Source organism: Roseobacter weihaiensis, assembly GCF_020622345.1.
GTDB lineage: Bacteria > Pseudomonadota > Alphaproteobacteria > Rhodobacterales > Rhodobacteraceae > Roseobacter > Roseobacter weihaiensis.
In genome coordinates, this window is the sequence record NZ_JACNMO010000011.1 from 129,404 (window position 1) to 148,708 (window position 19,305).

22 protein-coding genes are annotated in these 19,305 nt (G+C 61.3%); 12 read left to right on the forward strand and 10 right to left on the reverse strand.

Annotation, left to right across the window (positions count from 1 at the left end; all coding sequences use genetic code 11):
* Positions 1–71 precede the first annotated feature (71 nt).
* The 8 genes from H7847_RS14365 to H7847_RS14400 all read left to right on the forward strand — a co-directional run bounded on the left by H7847_RS14365 (position 72) and on the right by H7847_RS14400 (position 7,702).
* The gene (locus H7847_RS14365) at positions 72–1,805 is read left to right on the forward strand and encodes an ABC transporter substrate-binding protein (RefSeq protein WP_227270171.1); all 1,734 of its coding nucleotides are present in this window, start codon (positions 72–74) and stop codon (positions 1,803–1,805) included.
* 96 nt (positions 1,806–1,901) lie between these two features.
* Entirely contained in the window at positions 1,902–2,966 is a 1,065-nt protein-coding gene (locus tag H7847_RS14370; RefSeq protein ID WP_227270172.1) for an ABC transporter ATP-binding protein, read from the forward strand.
* Positions 2,966–4,039 (forward strand): ABC transporter ATP-binding protein, encoded by a 1,074-nt coding sequence (locus tag H7847_RS14375; protein WP_227270173.1) that lies wholly within the window; start codon positions 2,966–2,968, stop codon positions 4,037–4,039. Before H7847_RS14370 ends, H7847_RS14375 begins: the two co-directional genes overlap by 1 nt.
* Complete coding sequence (locus H7847_RS14380; protein ID WP_227270174.1) at positions 4,036–4,899, forward strand: carbohydrate ABC transporter permease; 864 nt, start codon at positions 4,036–4,038, stop codon at positions 4,897–4,899. The genes H7847_RS14375 and H7847_RS14380 overlap by 4 nt, the downstream gene beginning before the upstream one ends.
* Positions 4,896–5,693: a carbohydrate ABC transporter permease gene (locus H7847_RS14385; protein ID WP_227270175.1), complete on the forward strand. Its 798-nt coding sequence runs from the start codon at positions 4,896–4,898 to the stop codon at positions 5,691–5,693. Before H7847_RS14380 ends, H7847_RS14385 begins: the two co-directional genes overlap by 4 nt.
* Positions 5,693–6,091: a DUF2160 domain-containing protein gene (locus H7847_RS14390; protein WP_227270176.1), complete on the forward strand. Its 399-nt coding sequence runs from the start codon at positions 5,693–5,695 to the stop codon at positions 6,089–6,091. Before H7847_RS14385 ends, H7847_RS14390 begins: the two co-directional genes overlap by 1 nt.
* A gap of 80 nt (positions 6,092–6,171) precedes the next feature.
* Complete coding sequence (locus H7847_RS14395; protein ID WP_227270177.1) at positions 6,172–6,567, forward strand: BlaI/MecI/CopY family transcriptional regulator; 396 nt, start codon at positions 6,172–6,174, stop codon at positions 6,565–6,567.
* On the forward strand, positions 6,554–7,702 hold the full coding sequence (locus H7847_RS14400) for a M56 family metallopeptidase (protein WP_227270178.1): 1,149 nt from the start codon (positions 6,554–6,556) through the stop codon (positions 7,700–7,702). The genes H7847_RS14395 and H7847_RS14400 overlap by 14 nt, the downstream gene beginning before the upstream one ends.
* A 58-nt stretch (positions 7,703–7,760) precedes the next feature.
* On the opposite strand, the gene H7847_RS14405 is transcribed toward H7847_RS14400, so the two are convergent.
* A complete protein-coding gene (locus H7847_RS14405) occupies positions 7,761–8,753 on the reverse strand; it encodes a Hint domain-containing protein (RefSeq protein WP_227270179.1) in 993 nt (330 codons plus the stop codon).
* A gap of 568 nt (positions 8,754–9,321) precedes the next feature.
* Between H7847_RS14405 and H7847_RS14410 the strand changes: the two genes are divergently transcribed.
* The 3 genes from H7847_RS14410 to H7847_RS14420 all read left to right on the forward strand — a co-directional run bounded on the left by H7847_RS14410 (position 9,322) and on the right by H7847_RS14420 (position 11,230).
* Positions 9,322–9,810, forward strand: a complete 489-nt coding sequence (locus H7847_RS14410) for a peptidase associated/transthyretin-like domain-containing protein (RefSeq protein WP_227270180.1) — start codon at positions 9,322–9,324, stop codon at positions 9,808–9,810.
* A 29-nt stretch (positions 9,811–9,839) separates the two neighbouring features.
* Positions 9,840–10,451, forward strand: a complete 612-nt coding sequence (locus tag H7847_RS14415) for a ferric reductase-like transmembrane domain-containing protein (RefSeq protein WP_227270181.1) — start codon at positions 9,840–9,842, stop codon at positions 10,449–10,451.
* 194 nt (positions 10,452–10,645) lie between these two features.
* Complete coding sequence (locus H7847_RS14420) at positions 10,646–11,230, forward strand: YceI family protein (protein WP_227270182.1); 585 nt, start codon at positions 10,646–10,648, stop codon at positions 11,228–11,230.
* 115 nt (positions 11,231–11,345) lie between these two features.
* Here the strand turns inward: H7847_RS14420 and cobF are convergent, their stop codons facing one another.
* The 6 genes from cobF to cbiE are packed head-to-tail and all read right to left on the reverse strand — an operon-like array spanning position 11,346 to position 16,477.
* A complete protein-coding gene (cobF, locus tag H7847_RS14425) occupies positions 11,346–12,089 on the reverse strand; it encodes a precorrin-6A synthase (deacetylating) (protein WP_227270183.1) in 744 nt (247 codons plus the stop codon).
* A gap of 7 nt (positions 12,090–12,096) precedes the next feature.
* Positions 12,097–12,816, reverse strand: a complete 720-nt coding sequence (gene cobA, locus H7847_RS14430; protein WP_227270184.1) for a uroporphyrinogen-III C-methyltransferase — start codon at positions 12,814–12,816, stop codon at positions 12,097–12,099.
* Positions 12,813–14,129, reverse strand: coding sequence for a cobyrinate a,c-diamide synthase (locus H7847_RS14435; protein WP_227270185.1), 1,317 nt, complete (start codon positions 14,127–14,129; stop codon positions 12,813–12,815). The genes cobA and H7847_RS14435 overlap by 4 nt, the downstream gene beginning before the upstream one ends.
* Entirely contained in the window at positions 14,122–14,916 is a 795-nt protein-coding gene (gene cobM, locus H7847_RS14440) for a precorrin-4 C(11)-methyltransferase (RefSeq protein ID WP_227270186.1), read from the reverse strand. The genes H7847_RS14435 and cobM overlap by 8 nt, the downstream gene beginning before the upstream one ends.
* Positions 14,913–15,296, reverse strand: a complete 384-nt coding sequence (locus H7847_RS14445) for a cobalamin biosynthesis protein (protein ID WP_227270187.1) — start codon at positions 15,294–15,296, stop codon at positions 14,913–14,915. The genes cobM and H7847_RS14445 overlap by 4 nt, the downstream gene beginning before the upstream one ends.
* Entirely contained in the window at positions 15,278–16,477 is a 1,200-nt protein-coding gene (gene cbiE / locus H7847_RS14450; protein WP_227270188.1) for a precorrin-6y C5,15-methyltransferase (decarboxylating) subunit CbiE, read from the reverse strand. Before cbiE ends, H7847_RS14445 begins: the two co-directional genes overlap by 19 nt.
* Between cbiE and H7847_RS14455 the strand changes: the two genes are divergently transcribed.
* Positions 16,476–17,231: a cobalt-precorrin-6A reductase gene (locus H7847_RS14455; RefSeq protein WP_227270189.1), complete on the forward strand. Its 756-nt coding sequence runs from the start codon at positions 16,476–16,478 to the stop codon at positions 17,229–17,231. The genes cbiE and H7847_RS14455 overlap by 2 nt on opposite strands.
* Here the strand turns inward: H7847_RS14455 and cobJ are convergent.
* From cobJ to H7847_RS14470, 3 genes are read right to left on the reverse strand one after another with little or no spacing between them, the layout of a single operon-like run.
* Positions 17,204–17,956 carry a precorrin-3B C(17)-methyltransferase gene (gene cobJ, locus H7847_RS14460; protein ID WP_227270190.1) on the reverse strand — a complete coding sequence of 251 codons (753 nt, stop codon included), beginning with the start codon at positions 17,954–17,956 and terminating at the stop codon, positions 17,204–17,206. The two genes, H7847_RS14455 and cobJ, sit on opposite strands and share 28 nt — an antisense overlap.
* Positions 17,953–18,678 carry a precorrin-2 C(20)-methyltransferase gene (cobI, locus tag H7847_RS14465; RefSeq protein WP_227270191.1) on the reverse strand — a complete coding sequence of 242 codons (726 nt, stop codon included), beginning with the start codon at positions 18,676–18,678 and terminating at the stop codon, positions 17,953–17,955. Before cobI ends, cobJ begins: the two co-directional genes overlap by 4 nt.
* A complete protein-coding gene (locus H7847_RS14470; RefSeq protein ID WP_227270192.1) occupies positions 18,675–19,304 on the reverse strand; it encodes a precorrin-8X methylmutase in 630 nt (209 codons plus the stop codon). The genes cobI and H7847_RS14470 overlap by 4 nt, the downstream gene beginning before the upstream one ends.
* Between the last annotated feature and the right edge of the window lies 1 nt (position 19,305).

Sequence of the window (19,305 nt, forward strand, 5' to 3'; positions counted from 1 at the left end):
CTTCGCAATTCTCACGCTAGCGTGAAGCCGTCGGCGAAAGTCGGCTGACAAAAAATTTGGGAGGAGAAATGATGCGCAAGTATCTGCTCTCCGCGACTGCGGCTGCGGCCGTCATCGCGGGGTCTGGGTTTGCTATTGCCGACACGGCAGCAGCTCAGAAATGGATTGACCAGGAATTCCAGCCGTCAACGCTGTCCAAGGAGGAGCAGCTGGCCGAGATGGAATGGTTCATTGAAGCGGCCGAGCCCTTCAGCGGCATGGAAATCAATGTGTTGTCGGAAGGTATTCCGACCCATGGCTACGAATCGGAAGTGCTCACGAAAGCCTTTGAAGAGATCACCGGCATCAAGGTGAATCATCAGATCCTCGGTGAAGGCGAGGTTGTTCAGGCGGTGCAGACGCAGATGCAGACGCAGCGCAACCTCTATGATGGGTATGTGAACGACTCCGATCTGATCGGCACGCACTCGCGGTTGCAGCTGGCCTACAACCTGACAGAGCAGATGGCCGGTGAGTGGGCTGCAACCACGTCTCCGACCCTGGATCTGGACGATTTCATGGGCATTCAGTTCACGACCGGTCCCGATGGCAACCTCTATCAACTGCCCGATCAGCAATTTGCCAACCTCTACTGGTTTCGCAAGGACTGGTTTGACAACGAAGAGTACAAGGCCGCCTTTCGTGACAAATACGGCTACGAGCTAGGCGTCCCGATCAACTGGTCCGCTTACGAGGATATCGCCGATTTCTTCTCCAACGACGTCAAGGAAATCGATGGCGTCACGATCTATGGCCATATGGATTACGGCAAACGCGCGCCTGACCTGGGCTGGCGGATGACCGATGCCTGGCTGTCGATGGCGGGCACCGGCTCCAAGGGCGAACCCAACGGTGTGCCAATCGACGAATGGGGCATCCGCATGGAGGCCGGTTCGTGCAACCCGGCGGGCGCGAGCGTCACCCGCGGCGGCGCGGCGAACGGCCCGGCAGCGGTCTATGCGATCCGCAAGTGGGATGAATGGTTGCGCAACTACGCCCCTCCGGGTGCTGCGAGCTATGACTTTTACCAGTCCCTGCCCGCATTGGCGCAAGGCAACGTGGCCCAGCAGATCTTCTGGTACACCGCCTTTACCGCCGACATGGTCAAGCCGCAGTCCGAAGGCAACAACACAGTTGATGCCGATGGCAATCCACTGTGGCGCATGGCTCCCTCGCCCCATGGCCCCTACTGGGAAGAAGGCCAGAAGGTCGGATACCAGGACGTGGGCTCCTGGACCTTCCTGAAATCGACACCGTCGGACCGCGCGCAAGCCGCCTGGCTTTACGCACAGTTCGTCACGTCCAAGACGGTTGACGTGAAAAAATCCCACGTCGGTCTGACCTTTATCCGCGACAGTACCGTCAACCATGAGAGCTTTACCGAACGCGCGCCCAAACTCGGCGGTCTGGTGGAGTTCTACCGCTCACCCGATCGCGTGGCGTGGTCCCCCACGGGCATCAACGTGCCGGACTATCCAAAGCTGGCGCAAATCTGGTGGCAGCAGATCGGTGATGTGAACTCCGGTGCCTTCACACCGCAGGAAGCGATGGATCGTCTGGCCGAGGAGATGGACATTACCATGGCCCGGATGGAGCAGGCGGATCTGGCGGCAAACGTCTATGGCGGCTGCGGCCCGCGCCTGAACGAAGAGCAGGATGCGGAGTTCTGGTTCGCCAATGGCGGTGCCAAGCCTAAGCTGGAGAACGAAAAACCACAGGGCGAGACCGTCAACTACGACGATCTGGTCGCGCGCTGGAACCAGTAAACTGACCTGTGGCCCCGCTGAACCGCGGGGCCACAAAACCCGGTCAAAGCAGTGCATTCGCCGCTTTGACTCCAACGGCCCGAGGCTGGGGACACCATGAGTATCGAACTGGTAGACGCCACAAAAGTGGTGCGTGGCATCACGCATATCAAACCGACATCGCTGGTCTTGAAAACCGGGAATTTCAACGTGCTGCTGGGACAGACCGGGGCGGGCAAGACCTCTCTTATCAAACTGATGGCCGGGCTTGACCCGATGGCCTCCGGCAAGATCCTGATGGACGGCGAGGATGTCACCCGCCAGTCGACGCAAAAGCGCAACATCGGCCTCGTGCATCAGTTCTTCGTGAATTATCCGCATATGACCGTCTTTGACAACATTGCTTCCCCCCTGAAGGTCGCAGGCATGGCCCGATCCGAGATCGAGGGCCGCGTCGAAGAAGCCGCCGATATCCTGCAACTGAAACCGATGCTCCACCGCCGCCCGCAGGAGCTCAGCGGTGGGCAGCAACAGCGCTGCGCGCTGGCCCGCGCAATCGCCAAGGAAAGCCGGGCCGTGTTCCTTGATGAACCGCTGGCAAACCTGGATTACAAGCTGCGCGAGGAATTGCGCGAACAGTTGCCCGAGCTTTTCGCCGGGCGCGGCACCGTGGTGGTCTATGCCACCTCGGAGCCCGAAGAGGCGCTGCTGTTGGGGGGCGAGACCGCCCTGATGGACAACGGCCATGTTACCCAGTTCGGCACAACGGCGGAGATTTACCGCAAGCCCGCCACGCTGACGGCGGCGCGCGTGTTCTCGGACCCGCCCATCAACTCCGCCACCATCACCAAGACCGGTCGTGAAGCAAAGCTCAAAACCGGCGTAAGCTGGCCCATGGCCGGAGAGGCCGCGAACCTGCCCGATGGCCCTTATACCGTGGCCATCAGACCGCATCACGTCTCACCGGTCGAAGGATCTGCCGAGGATGTCCGCCTGAACGGCATTGTCCAGGTCACGGAACTGTCTGGGTCGGAATCCAGCGCACATTTCCAGATGGGCGAGGATGGCTGGGTGTCGCTGGCCCACGGGGTGCATCCTTACGAAGTCGGCGAAGAGCATCTTTTCTTCATGGACGCCAGCAAGGCCTTTTACTTCGCACCTGACGGGAGCCTTGTCGCCTGATGGCTAAAATCACGCTTTCCAACCTGCGCCATTCCTACCTGCCCTCTCCCGCAGGTCCCGAAGACTATGCCCTCAAGGAAATCGACCTCGATTGGCAGGACGGCGGGGCTTACGCTTTGCTGGGGCCGTCAGGCTGTGGCAAATCCACCTTGCTCAACATCATCTCCGGCCTGCTGGTCCCTTCCGAGGGGCGCATCCTGTTTGATGACCGCGACGTGACCGACCTGCCCCCCGACCAGCGCAACATCGCGCAGGTGTTTCAGTTTCCGGTGATCTACGACACGATGACCGTGCGCGACAACCTCGCCTTTCCCCTGCGCAACCGCGGCGTGGCCGAGGCCAAGATCGCCGAGCGCGTCGCCGAAATCGCCGAGATGCTGGATGTGCAAGAGATGCTCGACACCCGCGCGGCACATCTGTCACCTGACAATAAGCAAAAGATTTCCATGGGGCGCGGGTTGGTGCGCGACGACGTGAATGTGGTGATGTTCGACGAACCGCTCACCGTGATCGACCCGCACCTCAAGTGGAAGCTGCGCTCAAAGTTGAAAGAACTGCACCAGCGGGTGCGCGCGACGATGATCTATGTCACCCACGACCAGACCGAAGCCCTGACCTTTGCAGATCAGGTGGTCGTCATGCAAGACGGCGAGATCGTGCAGATCGGCACCCCCGTGGAGCTTTTCGAGCGCCCTCAGCATACGTTTGTGGGCCACTTCATCGGCTCACCCGGCATGAATGTACTGCCCGCTCTGGAGCTGGAGGGCGTGATCCTGTTCGAGGGGCATCAGATCGCCTTTGAAGGGGCTGTCAAAGGCACCGGCGGCCACACCGAAGTGGGCATCCGTCCCGAGTTCGTCTCGCTCTCCGACGCCGGCCTGCCCGCACAGGTGCGCAAGGTCTCCGACGTGGGCCGACACGCGGTGGTCGAGGCGATGGTCGGCAACACACCCGTCAAGGCCATCGTCGAGGGCGAGGTCCCGCCCCAGGGCGACACGGTGCATCTGGCTTTTCGCACCGACCAGACCCGGCTCTACCGCGACGGCTGGATCGCAACGGAGGCAAGCAGATGAAGACCGAAAATCAAAAGGCATGGTTCTTCGTGCTGCCCGTGCTGTTTCTTGTGGCCTTCAATGCGCTGGTGCCGATCATGACGGTCGTCAACTATTCGGTGCAGGAGACCTTCGGCAACAACCTCTTTTTCTGGCAGGGGCTGGACTGGTTCGAACAGATCCTCCGCTCGGATCGGTTTCACGCCGCTTTGGGGCGGCAGTTCCTCTTTACCGGTATGATCCTCGCAATTGAGATCCCGCTTGGGATCATCATCGCACTTGCAATGCCACGCAAAGGCATCTGGGTGTCGGTCTGCCTTGTGTTGATGGCCCTGCCCATGCTGATCCCGTGGAACGTCGTGGGGGCGATGTGGAACATCTTTGCCCTGCCCAAGGTGGGCATGCTGGGGTACTTCATGAACGACGTGCTGGGCGTGCGCTACGACATGACCCAGGACCCGCTGGCCGCCTGGATCACCATCATCGTAATGGATGTCTGGCACTGGACGTCGCTTGTGGTGCTGCTGTGTTACGCGGGCCTCGTCTCGATCCCGGATGCCTACTATCAGGCTGCGAAAATCGATGGGGCCAGCCCCTGGAAAGTATTCCGCTACATCCAGCTGCCCAAGATGAAAACCGTGCTGACCATCGCCATCCTGCTGCGCTTCATGGACAGCTTCAACATCTACACCGAACCCTTCGTGCTCACCGGTGGAGGGCCGGGCAACTCGACCACATTGCTGTCGATTGATCTGGTCAAGATCGCGCTGGGTCAGTTCGACCTCGGGCCTGCTGCCGCGATGTCGCTGATCTACTTTGCCATCACGCTGCTGGTCTCGTGGCTCTTTTACACCCTCATGACCAAGGACGATCAGAAATGAGAAAACGCGCGCTTATTCCCATTTTCTACATCATCTTCCTGATGCTGCCGATCTACTGGCTGGTGGCCATGAGCTTCAAGACCACGAATGATATCCTGGCGGGCTTCAGCCTCTTTCCCGAGACGGTGACGCTGGACAATTACCGTGTCATCTTTACCGATCCGACGTGGTACTGGGGCTATATCAACTCGATCATCTACGTCTCGCTGAACACGGTGATCTCGATCTGCGTGGCCCTGCCCGCAGCCTATGCCTTCTCGCGCTATCGGTTTCTGGGCGACAAGCAGCTGTTTTTCTGGCTGCTGACCAACCGCATGGCCCCGGCGGCGGTCTTCGCGCTGCCGTTCTTTCAGCTTTACTCCTCGGTCGGGCTCTTTGACACGCATCTGGCGGTGGCGCTGGCACATTGCCTCTTTAACATTCCGCTCGCCGTCTGGATTCTTGAGGGGTTCATGGGCGGTGTACCGAAAGAGCTCGACGAGACGGCTTATGTCGACGGTTATTCCTTCCCGCGGTTTTTCGTCACGATCTTCCTGCCGACGATCAAGGCCGGGGTCGGGGTCGCGGCCTTCTTCTGCTTTATGTTCTCCTGGGTGGAGCTGTTGCTGGCCAAGACCCTCACCGCCGTGGCGGCCAAGCCCATCGCCGCGACGATGACCAAAACCGCATCATCGGCCGGGTATGAACTGGGCCTGCTGGCCGCCGCCGGGACACTGACGATCATCCCCGGTGCCATCGTGATCTACTTTGTCCGCAACTACATCGCCAAGGGCTTTGCCCTGGGGAGGGTGTGATGAAAAGACTTCTCGCGGCCCTCAGCCTCCTCTGGACCACTCCCGCCCTTGCACAGGGCTGGGGAAATGTCGCCCAACAGGAAGAAGAAACCGGCTTTTCCTGGACAGAGCCCCTCTGGCCTGCGTTCTGGATGGCGTGGACGCCGGCGACCTTCCTGCTCTTTTGCGGGATTTTTGGCGCCATGGCCATCCTCACCATTCTGGAGATACGCCGCCCCGGCGGCGATGAGCGGCGCGGCATTCTGGGGCTGACCACCACGCGTGGCGACCGGCTCTTTATCTCACTGCTGGGCACGGCCTATATCTTTCTGGCCTGGCTTGGGCTGATTGGTCAGCCGCTCTGGTGGCCCTTGGGCATATCCGTGTGCTGGGCGATCTTTTGTTTCCGAAAGGTGTAAGAAAAGCCTTTGGACCTTGTCGGTCATAGTATTTACTCAGCAGGGTTAACCAGTGAGCGGTGCCCGGGGACGGAATGGGAATGAGAGAGAGAAAGAAAAGAGAGCTTCTGACGGAAGTTGAACTGGAGTTCATGAACGAACTCTGGGCCCTCGGGGAGGGAACAGTGCGCGATGTGCTCAGTCAACTCCCCGAAGACCGCAATCTGGCCTATACCTCTGCTGCAACCATCCTGCGCATCCTGGAACAAAAAGGATTCGTCACCAGTCGAAAATCCGGCAAGCAGCATGTCTACAAACCGTCTCTGGCCAAGGACACCTATCAATCCCGCTCACTAAAAGATCTCTCAATGAAGCTCTTTGATGACACGCCCGCCTCGCTGGTGGCGCGTCTGGTCAATGACGATGAGCTGACAGAAGAGGCATTGGGGCAAATCCGGGCACTGGTTGATCGGAGGTTGAAAAATGATACCGGTTGATGCCGTTCTCGATGCGTTCATCAATGCCAATATCCTGTTCTGCTTTGCCTATGTCATCTGGGTCGCGGCCCGTGTGACCTTGGCCCGGATAGGGCTCAAGAACGCATTTGCGACGCAGCTCAAACTGCTCAATACCGTCTTTGTCACCATCGTTTGCGCGCCGCTGATCGCCGCAGCGTTCGGCAGCCTGCAAAGTGCCGGGCTTGCCAAGGGCCTCAACCTCAATCTGTCGGACTTTGTCGTGTCCTACTACCTGAACGGCGGGTTTGAAATGAAAGCCTCGGCCTTTGAAGAGCTGGTCGCGCTGCGCAATACCTTCACGCTGAATGTGGTCAGCGGGGTGGGCTGGCTGGCCTGGGCTGTCATCGGCACCTTTCTGGCTGGCTTTGCCATTGGCACCGTGCGGCTGTTCTTTTCCGTATTCTGTCTGCACAGGATTGTGGCGGGCAGCTATGCCTGGCGTCGGTTTGGCCGCATCAGCCTTTGCCTTTCCGACCGAACAATGGTGCCCTTTTCGACACGTGGTCTGTGGACCTACTACGTTGTGTTGCCCTCTCATATGCTGGCGAACGATCATGAGTTGAAGGTGTCCATCGCGCATGAGTTTCAACATATCCGGCAGGGCGATCTGGAATGGGAAATTCTGCTGGAGGCGCTGAAACCCTTTTTCTTTCTCAACCCCGCCTACCACGCCTGGAAGCGGCAGGTTGAAGAGTTGCGCGAGTTCAATTGCGACAGTGCGGTCCTTGGACGGGGCCTGATCGACATTCGGGTTTACTGCGACACGCTGTTGTCGGTCTGTCAGAAAACCCTGCGGCGAGACCGGGATTTTGTCATCGCCGTCCCCAAGGTAACACTGGTCACGGCCGACAGGTCCGCCTTGCGAGAGGGCAAAAGGAGCTTTCTGGAAAATCGCATTCTATCGCTTCTCAACACCCGGCAGCTCGCCCACCCCCGTATTGTCTTTCTGGCGCTGGTCCTGCCCCTGGTCACGGCAATTGCGCTCTTTGCAGTGGCCATCCAGCGCCCAGCAGACTGGAGCCAGGACAGGTTGATGCTCTCTACCGTCGTCAACCTTGAGCGACTTGATCATATCAATCGCATGTCTACTTTTGGCCGGATAAGAAACGAATAGGAGGGAGCCTCAGACCGCCAGCTTTGGGATTCTAGGCGACAGGGCAGGCCATGCATCCTCAGGCTGCAAAACTCGCCAACAACTGTCGGCGGTTTTTCAAATGCCTTGCGACGAGCTGCTTTTGCTGCTGTGCCCCCGGGATCGGCAGCGCGGGCGTTGGTGTGTAGCCAGGCTGCGCCAGTTCAGGAAACATTGACAAAATCTCATCCCGCGCTTGCGGAGAGACAGATTTTAACGCCTCCGGACCGGTAAAGAGCGTTTCGGAGGGCGCTCCATTTGCGAAAATCACTTCGTGCCTGTCAAACAAGAGGTGGAAGTAATCAACGTAGTCTGCCTCATCCTCCACAAAAATACCGGGGATCTGCGTCAGCATGATCGCGGGAATTAGCACATCGCGCGCACCGAACATGCGTCGGGCAATCTCGGAAGAAAGCATCATCCGATGCTGGCGCGAGACGACCAGATCGCGCGTCGGCAATCCGCGCCCCAAGGCACCGGCCACGATCCGAACCGGTCGAAGCTTGGGGTTTTCCGCAAGCTGCGCCCGGCAGATGCGGGTTCGGAAGACCTTTTTCAGCAGACTCAACCTACCCTCCAGGGTCACGACATGATCTCCGGCCAGCAGGTTCTCGATCCCGATTATCCCACGCGCGGTTTCAATTTCTGTCCCCCCGGCAAAACAAATAGGCACGATCAGGCTTTCATCGATCGCGTCCGGACCACTATTTTTCGGGCCCTCTTCTGCGCTGATAACGCGCAGCGGGACCCCCACCGGGGGCGGCGTTGTGATAAAAGCGATCGCCTCATCCGTGGCATAAGTCCGGGAAGAATTGACAAAATTGACCGCGAGCATCTTAAACTGCTGACCCGTTCTGTCGTCTTGCACCACAAACTGATATTCGGCTTCGACAATCGTATTGTCGCGAAAGGTCACGCCGTCGATGGTCGTGTCGCCATCCAATCTCTGCTGCCTGTCATTGTCGGCAAACTTGGTTTCAGTTCCTGCATCGCGGATGAAAACTTCGGTGGAATTGGTTGAATTGATCGTCATTGTCTCCCCGACAATATTGCGACCGTCACCCTGAAAGATGCCATCCAATTCGGCACCACCTGTAAACGAAATATTGGATTCACCCAGAACCCAAAATGAATAATTTGCCAACCTATTTGCCTCGCAAAATCAGTTCCGCGCGTGCGCCCCACTTTGATGTGTGAGAGCATGCATAGCTCTAGTATAGAGTTATCAGGCTCACTTGGTCAATTGCAGCACGGTTTCTCGTCAAGTTTGTCGGCCTGGCGGAGTTGCAGCCCCGCGCTATGGCCCCAGAACGCCAGCCTGTTTTGCTTTTTGACCTCCTCTTGGCGAGGCCTGCGCCCCGATCCGCAACACAGAGCGCGGCGGAAGATTTAGTCGATCGACCAGCGCGGCAGCCCCTTCAAAGCCCGAGCTCACGATAAATTGGGCAGGATCGGTTGGAAAAAACGGACAATGGCCATAGGTTGGATGCACAACGGGCCGCACACCCCAAAGACCAAACCGGACGTTTTATCCAAGGCTGACAAAGTCGCGCAATCGACAAAAGCCGAAACCGCAAGAAGACAGATTAGGAGAATTGGAAATGAAAATACCTTTCTACAATCGTCGGTCCTTTCTGAGAACGGCTTCATATGGGGTTGCAGGCCTTGGATTGATGGCGGGCGGTGTCCCCGCGATGGCACAGAGCTTTGCGCCAACACAGACGATGCGTGGCGGCAGCAACAACTACAGACCCAATGCGCCATTGGTCGACCGGCTCGGCTCGGGCTTTCAGATGTCCGGGATCGTCCGCCGCGCGGGGACAGGTGAGCCGCTGGAGGGCGTCCGCATCCAGATCTGGGCCGCAACAACGCTGGGGGGCGAACGAGAACCGCGCAATCACGGCAGTGTCCTGACACAGGCGGATGGGTCCTATTCCCTGGAGATGGAGCAGATCGTCCCGAATTTCGGCCAGCCGCACGCCCATCTGGCCTATGATGATGACGACTTCGAGACCGTTTTCCTGCGCCCGGTCATGCCAAGCGCCAGTGACACATCCCTGCAAGCGGATTTCAACCTGGCGCCCGCCTAGACCACATGCGGAAACCTCAAGGGCGTTTGGTGACGGCAGCCGTCTGGCTCGGGCTTGCCGGGCTGGTCATCACCCCGATGTTGGTCGCCGCTCTGAGCCCTTATCTGCCAAGCAGAGAGTTTGCCTATATCGCAAGCGGTTTTGCAGGCATCCTCTGCCTCGGCCTCTTTCTGGTTCAGCCCCTTCTGGCCGGTCACTACCTGCCGGGACTGGCGCGGATGCAAGCGCGCCGGTGGCATCGCCGGGTCGGTCTGGGCATCGTTATCGCGATTTTCGTCCATGTCGGCGGGCTGTATCTGACCAGCCCCCCGGACACCTTGGATGCGCTCTTTCTGAGATCGCCCACACCGTTTTCGGTCTTTGGCGTCATCGCAATGTGGGGCACTGTTTTCGTCGCTCTGCTGGCGGCAGCCCGCCGCAGATTGGGGCTGGACTATTCTTTGTGGAAGGTCATTCACCACGGCATCGGCAGCATCGTGATCGTGTCGACCGTGATCCATGCCCTCCAGATCGAAGGCACAATGGGCAATCTGTCGAAATGGGTTATCTGTTGCAGCCTGCTGCTGGTCACGGCCCTTGTGGCTGTTGATCTGCGCCTGCTCCGACGCTCGGTCAAGGCGCGCGACTCTCAGCAAAGCTGAGCCGCCCCCATCGCCAAATGTCGCTGACGCCCTACATCTTTCACGCAAGGACAGATGTTTTCGCATGAGCCCGGCCTGGTTGCCCCGCTGTAGAGGCGGGGACAGGTGGCAAAGAAAAGCCTCTTCTGGTCTCCATTTGCGATACGGTGTCCTGATCGGGACGAGATGTTCTCAACTGTTCGGGAGGAACGACAATGAAATTCATAACCACTTTTCTATGTGCCACAGCCTTGATGACGACGTTTGCTCTTGCGGGCAGCGATACCGGTTGGACGTCCGTTGATGAGGCATCCATCGTCGCTTTCGGTTCGATCAAAAGCGATGATACGGGCGAGGTTCACCAATTCCAAAGCGTGTCCGGCACTGTCTCTGACGCAGGCGAGATTTCAATCTCCATCGATGTAACCTCGGTCGAAACTTACATCGACATCCGCAATGAACGGATGATGGAGCATGTGTTTCAGGACGGTGAAGCCGAGGCAGTATTGACCGGCCAGGTGGATCTGGACGCCGTGACCGGGATAGAGGTCGGGGACACCAAGGTCGTCGAGATGGAAGGTACGCTCACCTTTGGGGGCATTGAGAGCTATGTGGACGCGAACCTGCTTGTGGCGCGTCTGGCTGAGGACCGCGTGCTGGTGACAACCGCGGATTTGATCATGCTGTCCACGGCGGATCTCGGCATTGATCCGGGCATCGACAAACTGATGGAGCTGGCCAGCCTGCCCAGCATCACGCGGGTCGCACCGGTGACAGTGCGGATGGTCTTCGAAAAATAGGTCGGCCTTTGCGCTAAAACCCCCTGCGCCGGCCTCGACGCGCGCGCTTCGGCTTGGGCCCGGTCCGTCGGTTGGGGCTTCTTGTTGGTCTGTTGAGGGGGGCTGCCGCCGCGCGTCAGTCCGGGGTCCGCCGCAGCATGTATGTATCCATGATCCAGCCATGCGTAGCGCGAGCCTCGGCGCGCAGCTTGACGATCCCGGACCCGACCTCATGGAGCGGCCCGGCCCTGAGAAGCTGTTCCTCCATGCCGAGGAAAGCCCCCCACCAGATGTAAAGCGGTCGCTCCTCCAGCGATTGGAAACTGCATTGCCCGTCAAGCATCACCAGGACCGTCTCCACCCCGGCAGGCATCCCGTTTTCCCGCAACTGTTGGCCGGTCGTAACACAGACACTGCCGTCGATGGTATTGAAAGGCACCGCATGCGCTGCCGTCAGCGCCTGTAGTGCCGTGATCCCCGGCACCACCCGCAGCGCAGGTTTCGGCGACAACCGACCCGCTATCCGCAAGGTGCTGTCATAAAGGCCGGGGTCTCCCCAGACCAGCAGGGCAACCGGCCCTTCGACCTCTGCCGCCGCCAGCGTGCTTTCCCAAATCTGCGCAATTTCGTCATGCCATTTGGCAACGCGGGCCTGATAGGGCAGCGTCTCGTCCCGCACCGGCATGTCAAAATCCAGCACCTGCGCTGGCGAGCCGACATCTTGCAGGATGTTCAGCCGCAGCGTGGCCAGATCATCCTTGCCCGGCCCCTTGCGCGGCAACAGAACAGCAGCGGCCTCTCGGAGCGCCTTTGCCCCCTCCCGCGTGATATGTTCAGGTGATCCGGTGCCGATCCCGATGAGCCAGAGCTGTTCGATCATGGTGCGGTCAGGCCTCTGCCAAAGGGCCGTAAAGGATCAGCGCCGGTTTTGATCCGATCTGCTGCGACAAGGTGGCGGACAAGCCCCCGACCGTACTGCGGGTCACCTGCTGTTCATCCGTGCCGACCGCTTCGGCCAGTATGGCAGGCGTGTCGGAGGGCAACCCTCGTGCGATCAGGCTGGCGGCAAGTGCCGGAAAGGTCCGTTTGCCCATAAAGATCACGGTGCAGGCGGTCGCATCCGCCAGCGCGGCGAGGTCTATGTCCTGCGGCAGGTCTCCGTTTGCATCGTGCCCCGTCACAAACTGTACCCGGCGCGCGGTCAGACGGCGCGTCAGCGGTATACCGCAGGCCGCCGCCGCCGCGATGGCCGAGGGCACGCCGGGAATGATCTCGTAGTCGATGCCCGCCTCGCGCAGTGCCACAAGCTCTTCCTCCAGACGCCCGAAAAGGCCGCTATCGCCGGATTTCAACCGAACGATACGCCCGCCGGCCTGCGCGTAGTCGACCAGCAGGCGGCTCACATGATGCTGGCGCGGCGACGGGTGCCCCGCCCGCTTGCCAACGCCCACCAGGTCCGCCCCTTGGCGGGCATGCTTCAGGATCGGCCCGGAGGACAGATCATCAAAGAGAACCGCATCCGCCCTTTTCAGACGGTCCACCGCCTTGAGCGTCAGCAGGTCCGGGTCGCCCGGCCCGGAGCCGACAAAGGAGACAAAGCCGCTCATGCCGCCTCCGGCGTTATCAGGTGGAAAAAGGTGCCCGTGACCTTGCCGCGATGAGAGCCAGTCTCGGGCACAGGCTGGCCGTCGGCGTCAAAGACTTCCGCCAGTGGCGCGTCCGGTTGCGCCAGAATCGTGGAGTAGTGGAACTCATGCCCCCGCAGCGCCTGGCCTGCGTCAAATCCCGGCATGGCCGCCCCAAGGACTGCGCGGCGGTAGCCAAGGTGAAACTTGCGCTTTTCGTAGGACGTGACCAGTCCGAGCAGGCCCGCCATCGCATGCCGGTGGCCTTGCTTGTCGATGAGCGCCTCCCCGAGCGCCATGTACCCGCCGCATTCCCCATGGACGGGTCTTGCCTCGGCATGACGCCGCAAAGCGGTCAGAAAACACTGCGCAGCGGCCAGCCTGCCTGCGTGCAATTCAGGATACCCCCCCGGCAACCAGACCAGATCTGCTGTCGGGTCCGGCACCTCATCCGCCAAGGGGGAAAACGGGCTGATCTCGGCCCCCGCGTCGCGCCACCCCTTGAGCAAATGCGGATAGGTAAAGGAAAACGCAGCATCCTGCGCCAGGGCAATCCGTTGCGCAGGCGGGGAGGGCAAGCTGCCGGTCTGCCCCCCGCGCACAGAATTGGCAGCGGCCCGGATCGCGGCCAGATCGACATGCTCGCGCAGGAAATCGGCATAGCCCGCGATGGCGCTTTCAAGGTCTGGATGCTCGACCGCCTGAATGAGACCAAGGTGCCGCTCCGGCAGCGTCAGATCACCGCGCCGGGGCAAAACGCCCAGAACCGTGATCCCCGCCTGATCCATCCCCAGACGCGCCAGACGCTCGTGTCTGGGGCTTGCGACCCGATTCAGGATAACCCCCGCAAAAGGCAGATCGGGCGCATAGGTCTGAAACCCCAAAGCGGTGGCGGCAGCCGATTGCGCCTGTCCGCCCACATCCACAACCAGCACCACCGGCCAGCCAAGCCGTCTGGCGGTCTCGGCACTGGAGCCAAAGCCGGTCTGACCTTTTGTCGCGACGCCATCGTAAAGCCCCATCGACCCTTCCGCGATACAGATATCCGCACCGTTCATCTGCGCGGCGATGCCATTCAGCAGCCTGTCATCCATCGCCCAGGTGTCGATATTGAACGAAGCCCGCCCGCAGGCCGCCCGATGAAAGGCCGGGTCAATATAATCGGGCCCCGATTTATAGGGCTGCACGACCAACCCCTCATCCCGCAGCGCGCGCAACAGCCCCAACATGACTGTGGTTTTGCCGGTCCCCGAAGAGGGCGCGGAAATCAGAACACCGGGGGGCGTCTCAATCATCGCCATGCCTCCATTCAGACCAGGGGCTATCCGCTGTTTGCGGACGGTACCGCCGGTCATACTCCGCCGCATAGAGCTTACTATCGGCAAAGCCTTCGCCCGCGAGCGACGGCCCCACGAAAATCAGCGCGGTGCGGGCAATTGTGGGATCCAACGCGACCTCAATGGTGCAAAGCGTGGCGCGTATGATCTTTTCATCAGGCCAGGTTGCCCGAAAGACAACGGCCACCGGGCAATCCGCACCGTAGTGCGGCGTAAGGTCTTCAACCACCCGCGCCAGATTGCCGATCGACAGATGCAAGGCCAAGGTCGCGCCTGTCGCGCCGAAATTGGCGAGCGTTTCCCTCTCCGGCATGGTGGAGGCGCGGCCTTGCGTGCGGGTCAGCACAACCGACTGCGAGAGCCCCGGCAAGGTCAGCTCCTGCCCCAGGCTGGCCGCGGCAGCGGCAAATGACGGCACACCGGGGGTGACGGTATAGGGGATGTCCAGGGCCTTGAGCCGTCTGATCTGTTCGCCCATCGCGGACCAGACGGACAGATCACCCGAGTGCAGGCGGGCCACATCCTGCCCCTGCGCCGTTGCCGCTGCGATCTCTGAGAGGATCGCATCAAGGTCCATCGGCGCGGTGTTCACGATACGGGCGTCTTTGGGGCAATGCGCCAGTACCGCCTCGGGCACCAGCGATCCGGCATAAAGGCACACCGGACAGGACGCAATCAGGTCCCTCCCCCGCAGCGTCAACAGATCCGCCGCCCCTGGCCCCGCGCCGATGAAATGAACCGTCATCTGTCCTCTCCTTGGGCCAGGGCACAGGTCGCCCGACCATCTGTGGATATGACCCGCATGACAAGCAACTGGGCCCGCGCGCCTGCGGCGGCCAGCGCTGCTGCTTCGGCGACGGACCCCGTGCCGTGGGCGGCCCGAGACGCGTCGGATTGCGTCACGGTCTGCTGCGCTGCCAAGGCCGCGGGCGTCACGGCCAGCATCGCCAGGTCGTGCCCTTTTGCAAAGGCAACAAACACATCTTCCACGGCTTTCCCCTCAACTGTCGCAACGCCATCCGGTTGCAGCCCGGCGCAGGCCAGACTGAACGCATCTTCAAGACTGTCCCGGGTGACCGAGCGCCGAAATCCAAAGCCCGCGACAATCACAGCACCCCGCTCCATTGCACCACAGGATAGGCAGGCTTCCAGCCCCGTTTTGACCCGAGCGGGTGTCCGGTTGCAATCTCTATCCGCATCAAACCCCCACCCCGGTCGGTCTGAAGCTGCGTCAACAGCGCTTCGCCCTCAAGTGTCACGGCATTTGCCACCACACGGGTTCCGGCAGACAGACAGGCGCTCAGCGCTCCGATCATCTCCTCGGATACTCCGCCGCCGATGAAAACCGCATCGGGAACCGCGAGCCCCGCCAGAACGTCAGGCGCCTGCCCCACGACGACCTCAAGCCGGTCGGCGCCGAGGTTCTGGGCATTGGACTTGATGAGCGCCACACGGTCGGCGCGGGGCTCGATGGCAATGGCCCGACACGCGGGGTGCGAGAGCAGCCATTCAATCGCGACCGAGCCCGAGCCCGCACCGATGTCCCATAAAAGCTCTCCCGGTTTGGGCGCCAGGCTTGACAGGGTGATCGCGCGCACGGGGCGCTTGGTCATCACGCCGTCGCTTTCAAAAAGCCGATCCTCCAGACCTGATGCACAGGGCAGCGCCGGCCCGATGCCTGCCACCTCCACCGCGACACAGACCGGGTGCGCAAAGCTGTGCTGGTCCGCGTCCTGCACCCTCAGGCGTGTCACCTTTTCGCGCAGCCCGCCGAGCGCTTCGAAGGCCGTCAGTGTGCTTTGTCCAAAGCCCTGTTGTTCCAGATAGTCTGCCAGTTCCTGAACGGCCTCTCCGTTGCGCAGCAGCACCAGCATCTGCCTGCCCGCCGCCAGATGCGGCCGCAGTTGCGTGAGTGGCAATGCATGCAGACCGAGGCACACGACTTTTTCCAGTGCCCAGCCCAGCCTGCTTGCCGCCAGCGAAAAGGTGGACCGTCCCGGAAAGGCCCGCCAGTCGGAGGGCGCGAAATGACGCGCAATCACACTGCCCGCCCCGAACCAGAACGGATCACCGGATGCCAGGACAGCCACCCTTTGTCCCTTGAGGGTCTTCAGACGCGCGATCCCATCGGCAAAGGGCACCGGCCATGCGATCTGCGGGACGCGCACATCCGACAGCAAAGACAGATGCCTTTTGGACCCCATGATCACCTCTGCCGCCTCCAGCGCCTTGCGGCTTGCACCGGACAGGCCATCCGGTCCATCTTCGCCCAGACCGATGATCGTGATCCAAGGGGCCTCAGCCATGACGCCGAACCTGCTGATACTGGGCGGCACCACCGAAGCCACGGCTCTGGCCAAAACGGTGGCCGACGCGGGTCTTCGCGGTATCGTGTCCTTTGCCGGTCGTGTGGACCGCCCGGTGCGCCAGCCGCTGCCGCAGCGGATTGGCGGTTTTGGCGGGGTGGCCGGACTGATGAGCTTCCTGAAAGATCAGAGCATCACCCATGTGGTGGACGCCACACACCCCTTTGCCGCGCAGATGAGCCGACACGCGGTGGCTGCGACCAAGGCACTGGATCTGCCGCTGGTGGCCTTGACCCGTCCGGCATGGGTACCGCAAACCGGCGATATCTGGCATTCTGTTGCGGATATCGCCGGGGCTGTTGAGGCGCTGCAGCGTCCCGCCGCGCGGGTCATGCTCGCCGTCGGGCGCATGCATCTGGCAGCCTTCGCGCCCAATCCGCAGCATTTCTACCTGTTGCGGCTGGTCGATCCGCCAAAGACCGCGTTGCCGCTGCCCCGGACCGAGGTTCTCGTCTCGCGCGGCCCTTTCCGGGAGGCCGAGGACAGCGCCCTGATGCAACACCACCGCATCGAGATCGTCGTGTCGAAAAATGCAGGTGGCACCGGAGCCTACGCCAAAATAGCGGCAGCCCGCGCGCTGAAGCTGCCGGTCATCATGATCGACCGCCCGGCCCTGCCGGACCGGATGGAAGTCGCAACACCCAAGGCCGTTTTGCGGTGGCTGGCTCATACATGCACCGATCTGGGCGTGTAGACGATGGGGTCGCCTTCGCGCTCGATCCGACGGGTCAGCGACGATCCCACCAGAACAACGGTGCGCATATCGGCCATCTCGGGGGTCGCCTCCGCAAGGGTCGCGACGCACATATGCTGATCCGGGGTCGAGACGGCACGGGCAAAGATCACCAGACGTTCAGGCTCGCAGGTCTCGCGCAGAACATCCAGGGCGCGCCCAAACCCCTCGGGCCGGGCGCGGGAACGTGGGTTGTAGAACGCCATGGCGAAATCCGCCTCGGCGGCCAGCCGCAGGCGCTTTTCGATCACCGACCAGGGTTTGAGGTTGTCACTCAGGTTGATCGTGCAGAAGTCATGCCCAAGCGGCGCACCCGCCTGCGCGGCGGCAGCCAGCATCGCGGTGATGCCCGGCAGCACCCGGATATCAAGGGCGCGCCAGATGGCAGGCCCGGCCTCCACCGCTTCAAAAACCGCGGAAGCCATGGCAAAGACACCCGGATCGCCTGAGCTGACCACCAGAACCTGCCGCCCCGCCTCTGCCATCTGCAGGGCGTGTCTGGCCCGTTCAAGCTCCACCCGGTTGTCGCTTTCATGCAGCGTCAGCCCCGGACGCGGGGAGATGCGGCGCACATAGGGAATATAGCCGACGACATCGGTGGCCTGCTCTATGGCCTCGGTCACCTGAGGGGTCACGAGGACGTCAGCCCCCGGCCCCAATCCTGCGATGGCAAGCCACCCTTTCATGGTCTGCGGCCCTGCCCATGGACCAAGATGATCGAGAAATAAGGCAGCGTTTCGGCATCGCAATCGGCAAGACGGCAGACTTCTTGCCCTTCCATGCTGGCGTATTTCACCAGCACCGCACGATCTGCCTTGCCCGCGGCGGCCAAAGCGCGGCGCACCTTGGGCAGGTTGCGCCCGATCTTCATGACGACCAGCGCATCCGCCTCCGTCATGGCGCGGGTGAGCGCGTCCTCACTCAGGGTGCCCATCACGGTTGAGAGGATATCGTCCCCCCAGGTGATCGGCGCGCCCGAGGCTGTCCAGGCGGCGGACATGCCGGTGATCGCCGGGACAACTTCGACCGGAATACGGTCCTTGAGGCGTGTGTAGAGATGCATGAAAGAGCCGTAGAAGAACGGGTCTCCTTCGCACAGAACAACCGTATCCCTGCCACTGCGCACCAAGGCTTCGAGATGGGCGGTGCAGTCAGCGTAAAACGCCGAGAGCACCTCGTTATACCGAGGATCGGTCAGCGGGATTTCGGTGGTGACGGGATATTCCATCGCAAAGATGGCGGCGTCTTCGGGCATCATCCCCTCGACGATCTTGCAGGCCCGCCCCGACCGGCCCGCCTTGCGGAAAAAGGCGATGTCGCGGGTATTGCGCACCAGGCGGTTCGCCTTCACGCTCATCAGGTCCGGGTCGCCGGGCCCCAACCCCACTCCATAGAGCTTCGCGGTCATTCGGTCCGACTCGCTATCGCATTCATCGCGGCGACCGTGATGGCGCTGCCGCCCAGCCTGCCCTTCACGATGATCGACGGGGCGGGATTGGCCGCCCACAGCGCCTCCTTGCTTTCGCGCGCGCCCACGAAACCCACCGGGCAGCCGATGATGGCGGCGGGGCGCGGGCAGGCAGGGTCTTCGAGCATCTCCAGCAGGTGGAACAGCGCGGTCGGCGCGTTCCCGATGGCCACCAGCGACCCCTCCAGTCGGTCGCGCCACAACTCAAGCGCCGCCGCCGACCGGGTGGTTCCCAGATCAGCCGCCAGCTGCGGCACACGCGGGTCGCGCAACGTGCAGATCACCTCATTCTCGGCAGGCAGGCGCTTGCGCGTGACACCTTCGCTGACCATATGGGCATCGCAGAAAATCGGCGCGCCGTTTTCAAGCGCCGCCCGTGCCGCCGCCACCATGCCGGGTGCGACCCTGACATGGCGTTCGAGCCCCACCATCCCCGCCGCATGGATCATCCGCACCACCACCTGTTCCGCGTCTGGCGCAAATCCAGCCAGCGCCGCCTCGGCCCGAATGGTGGCAAAGCTTTCCAGATAGATGGCGGCACCGTCTTTTTCGTATTCGTAAGGCATA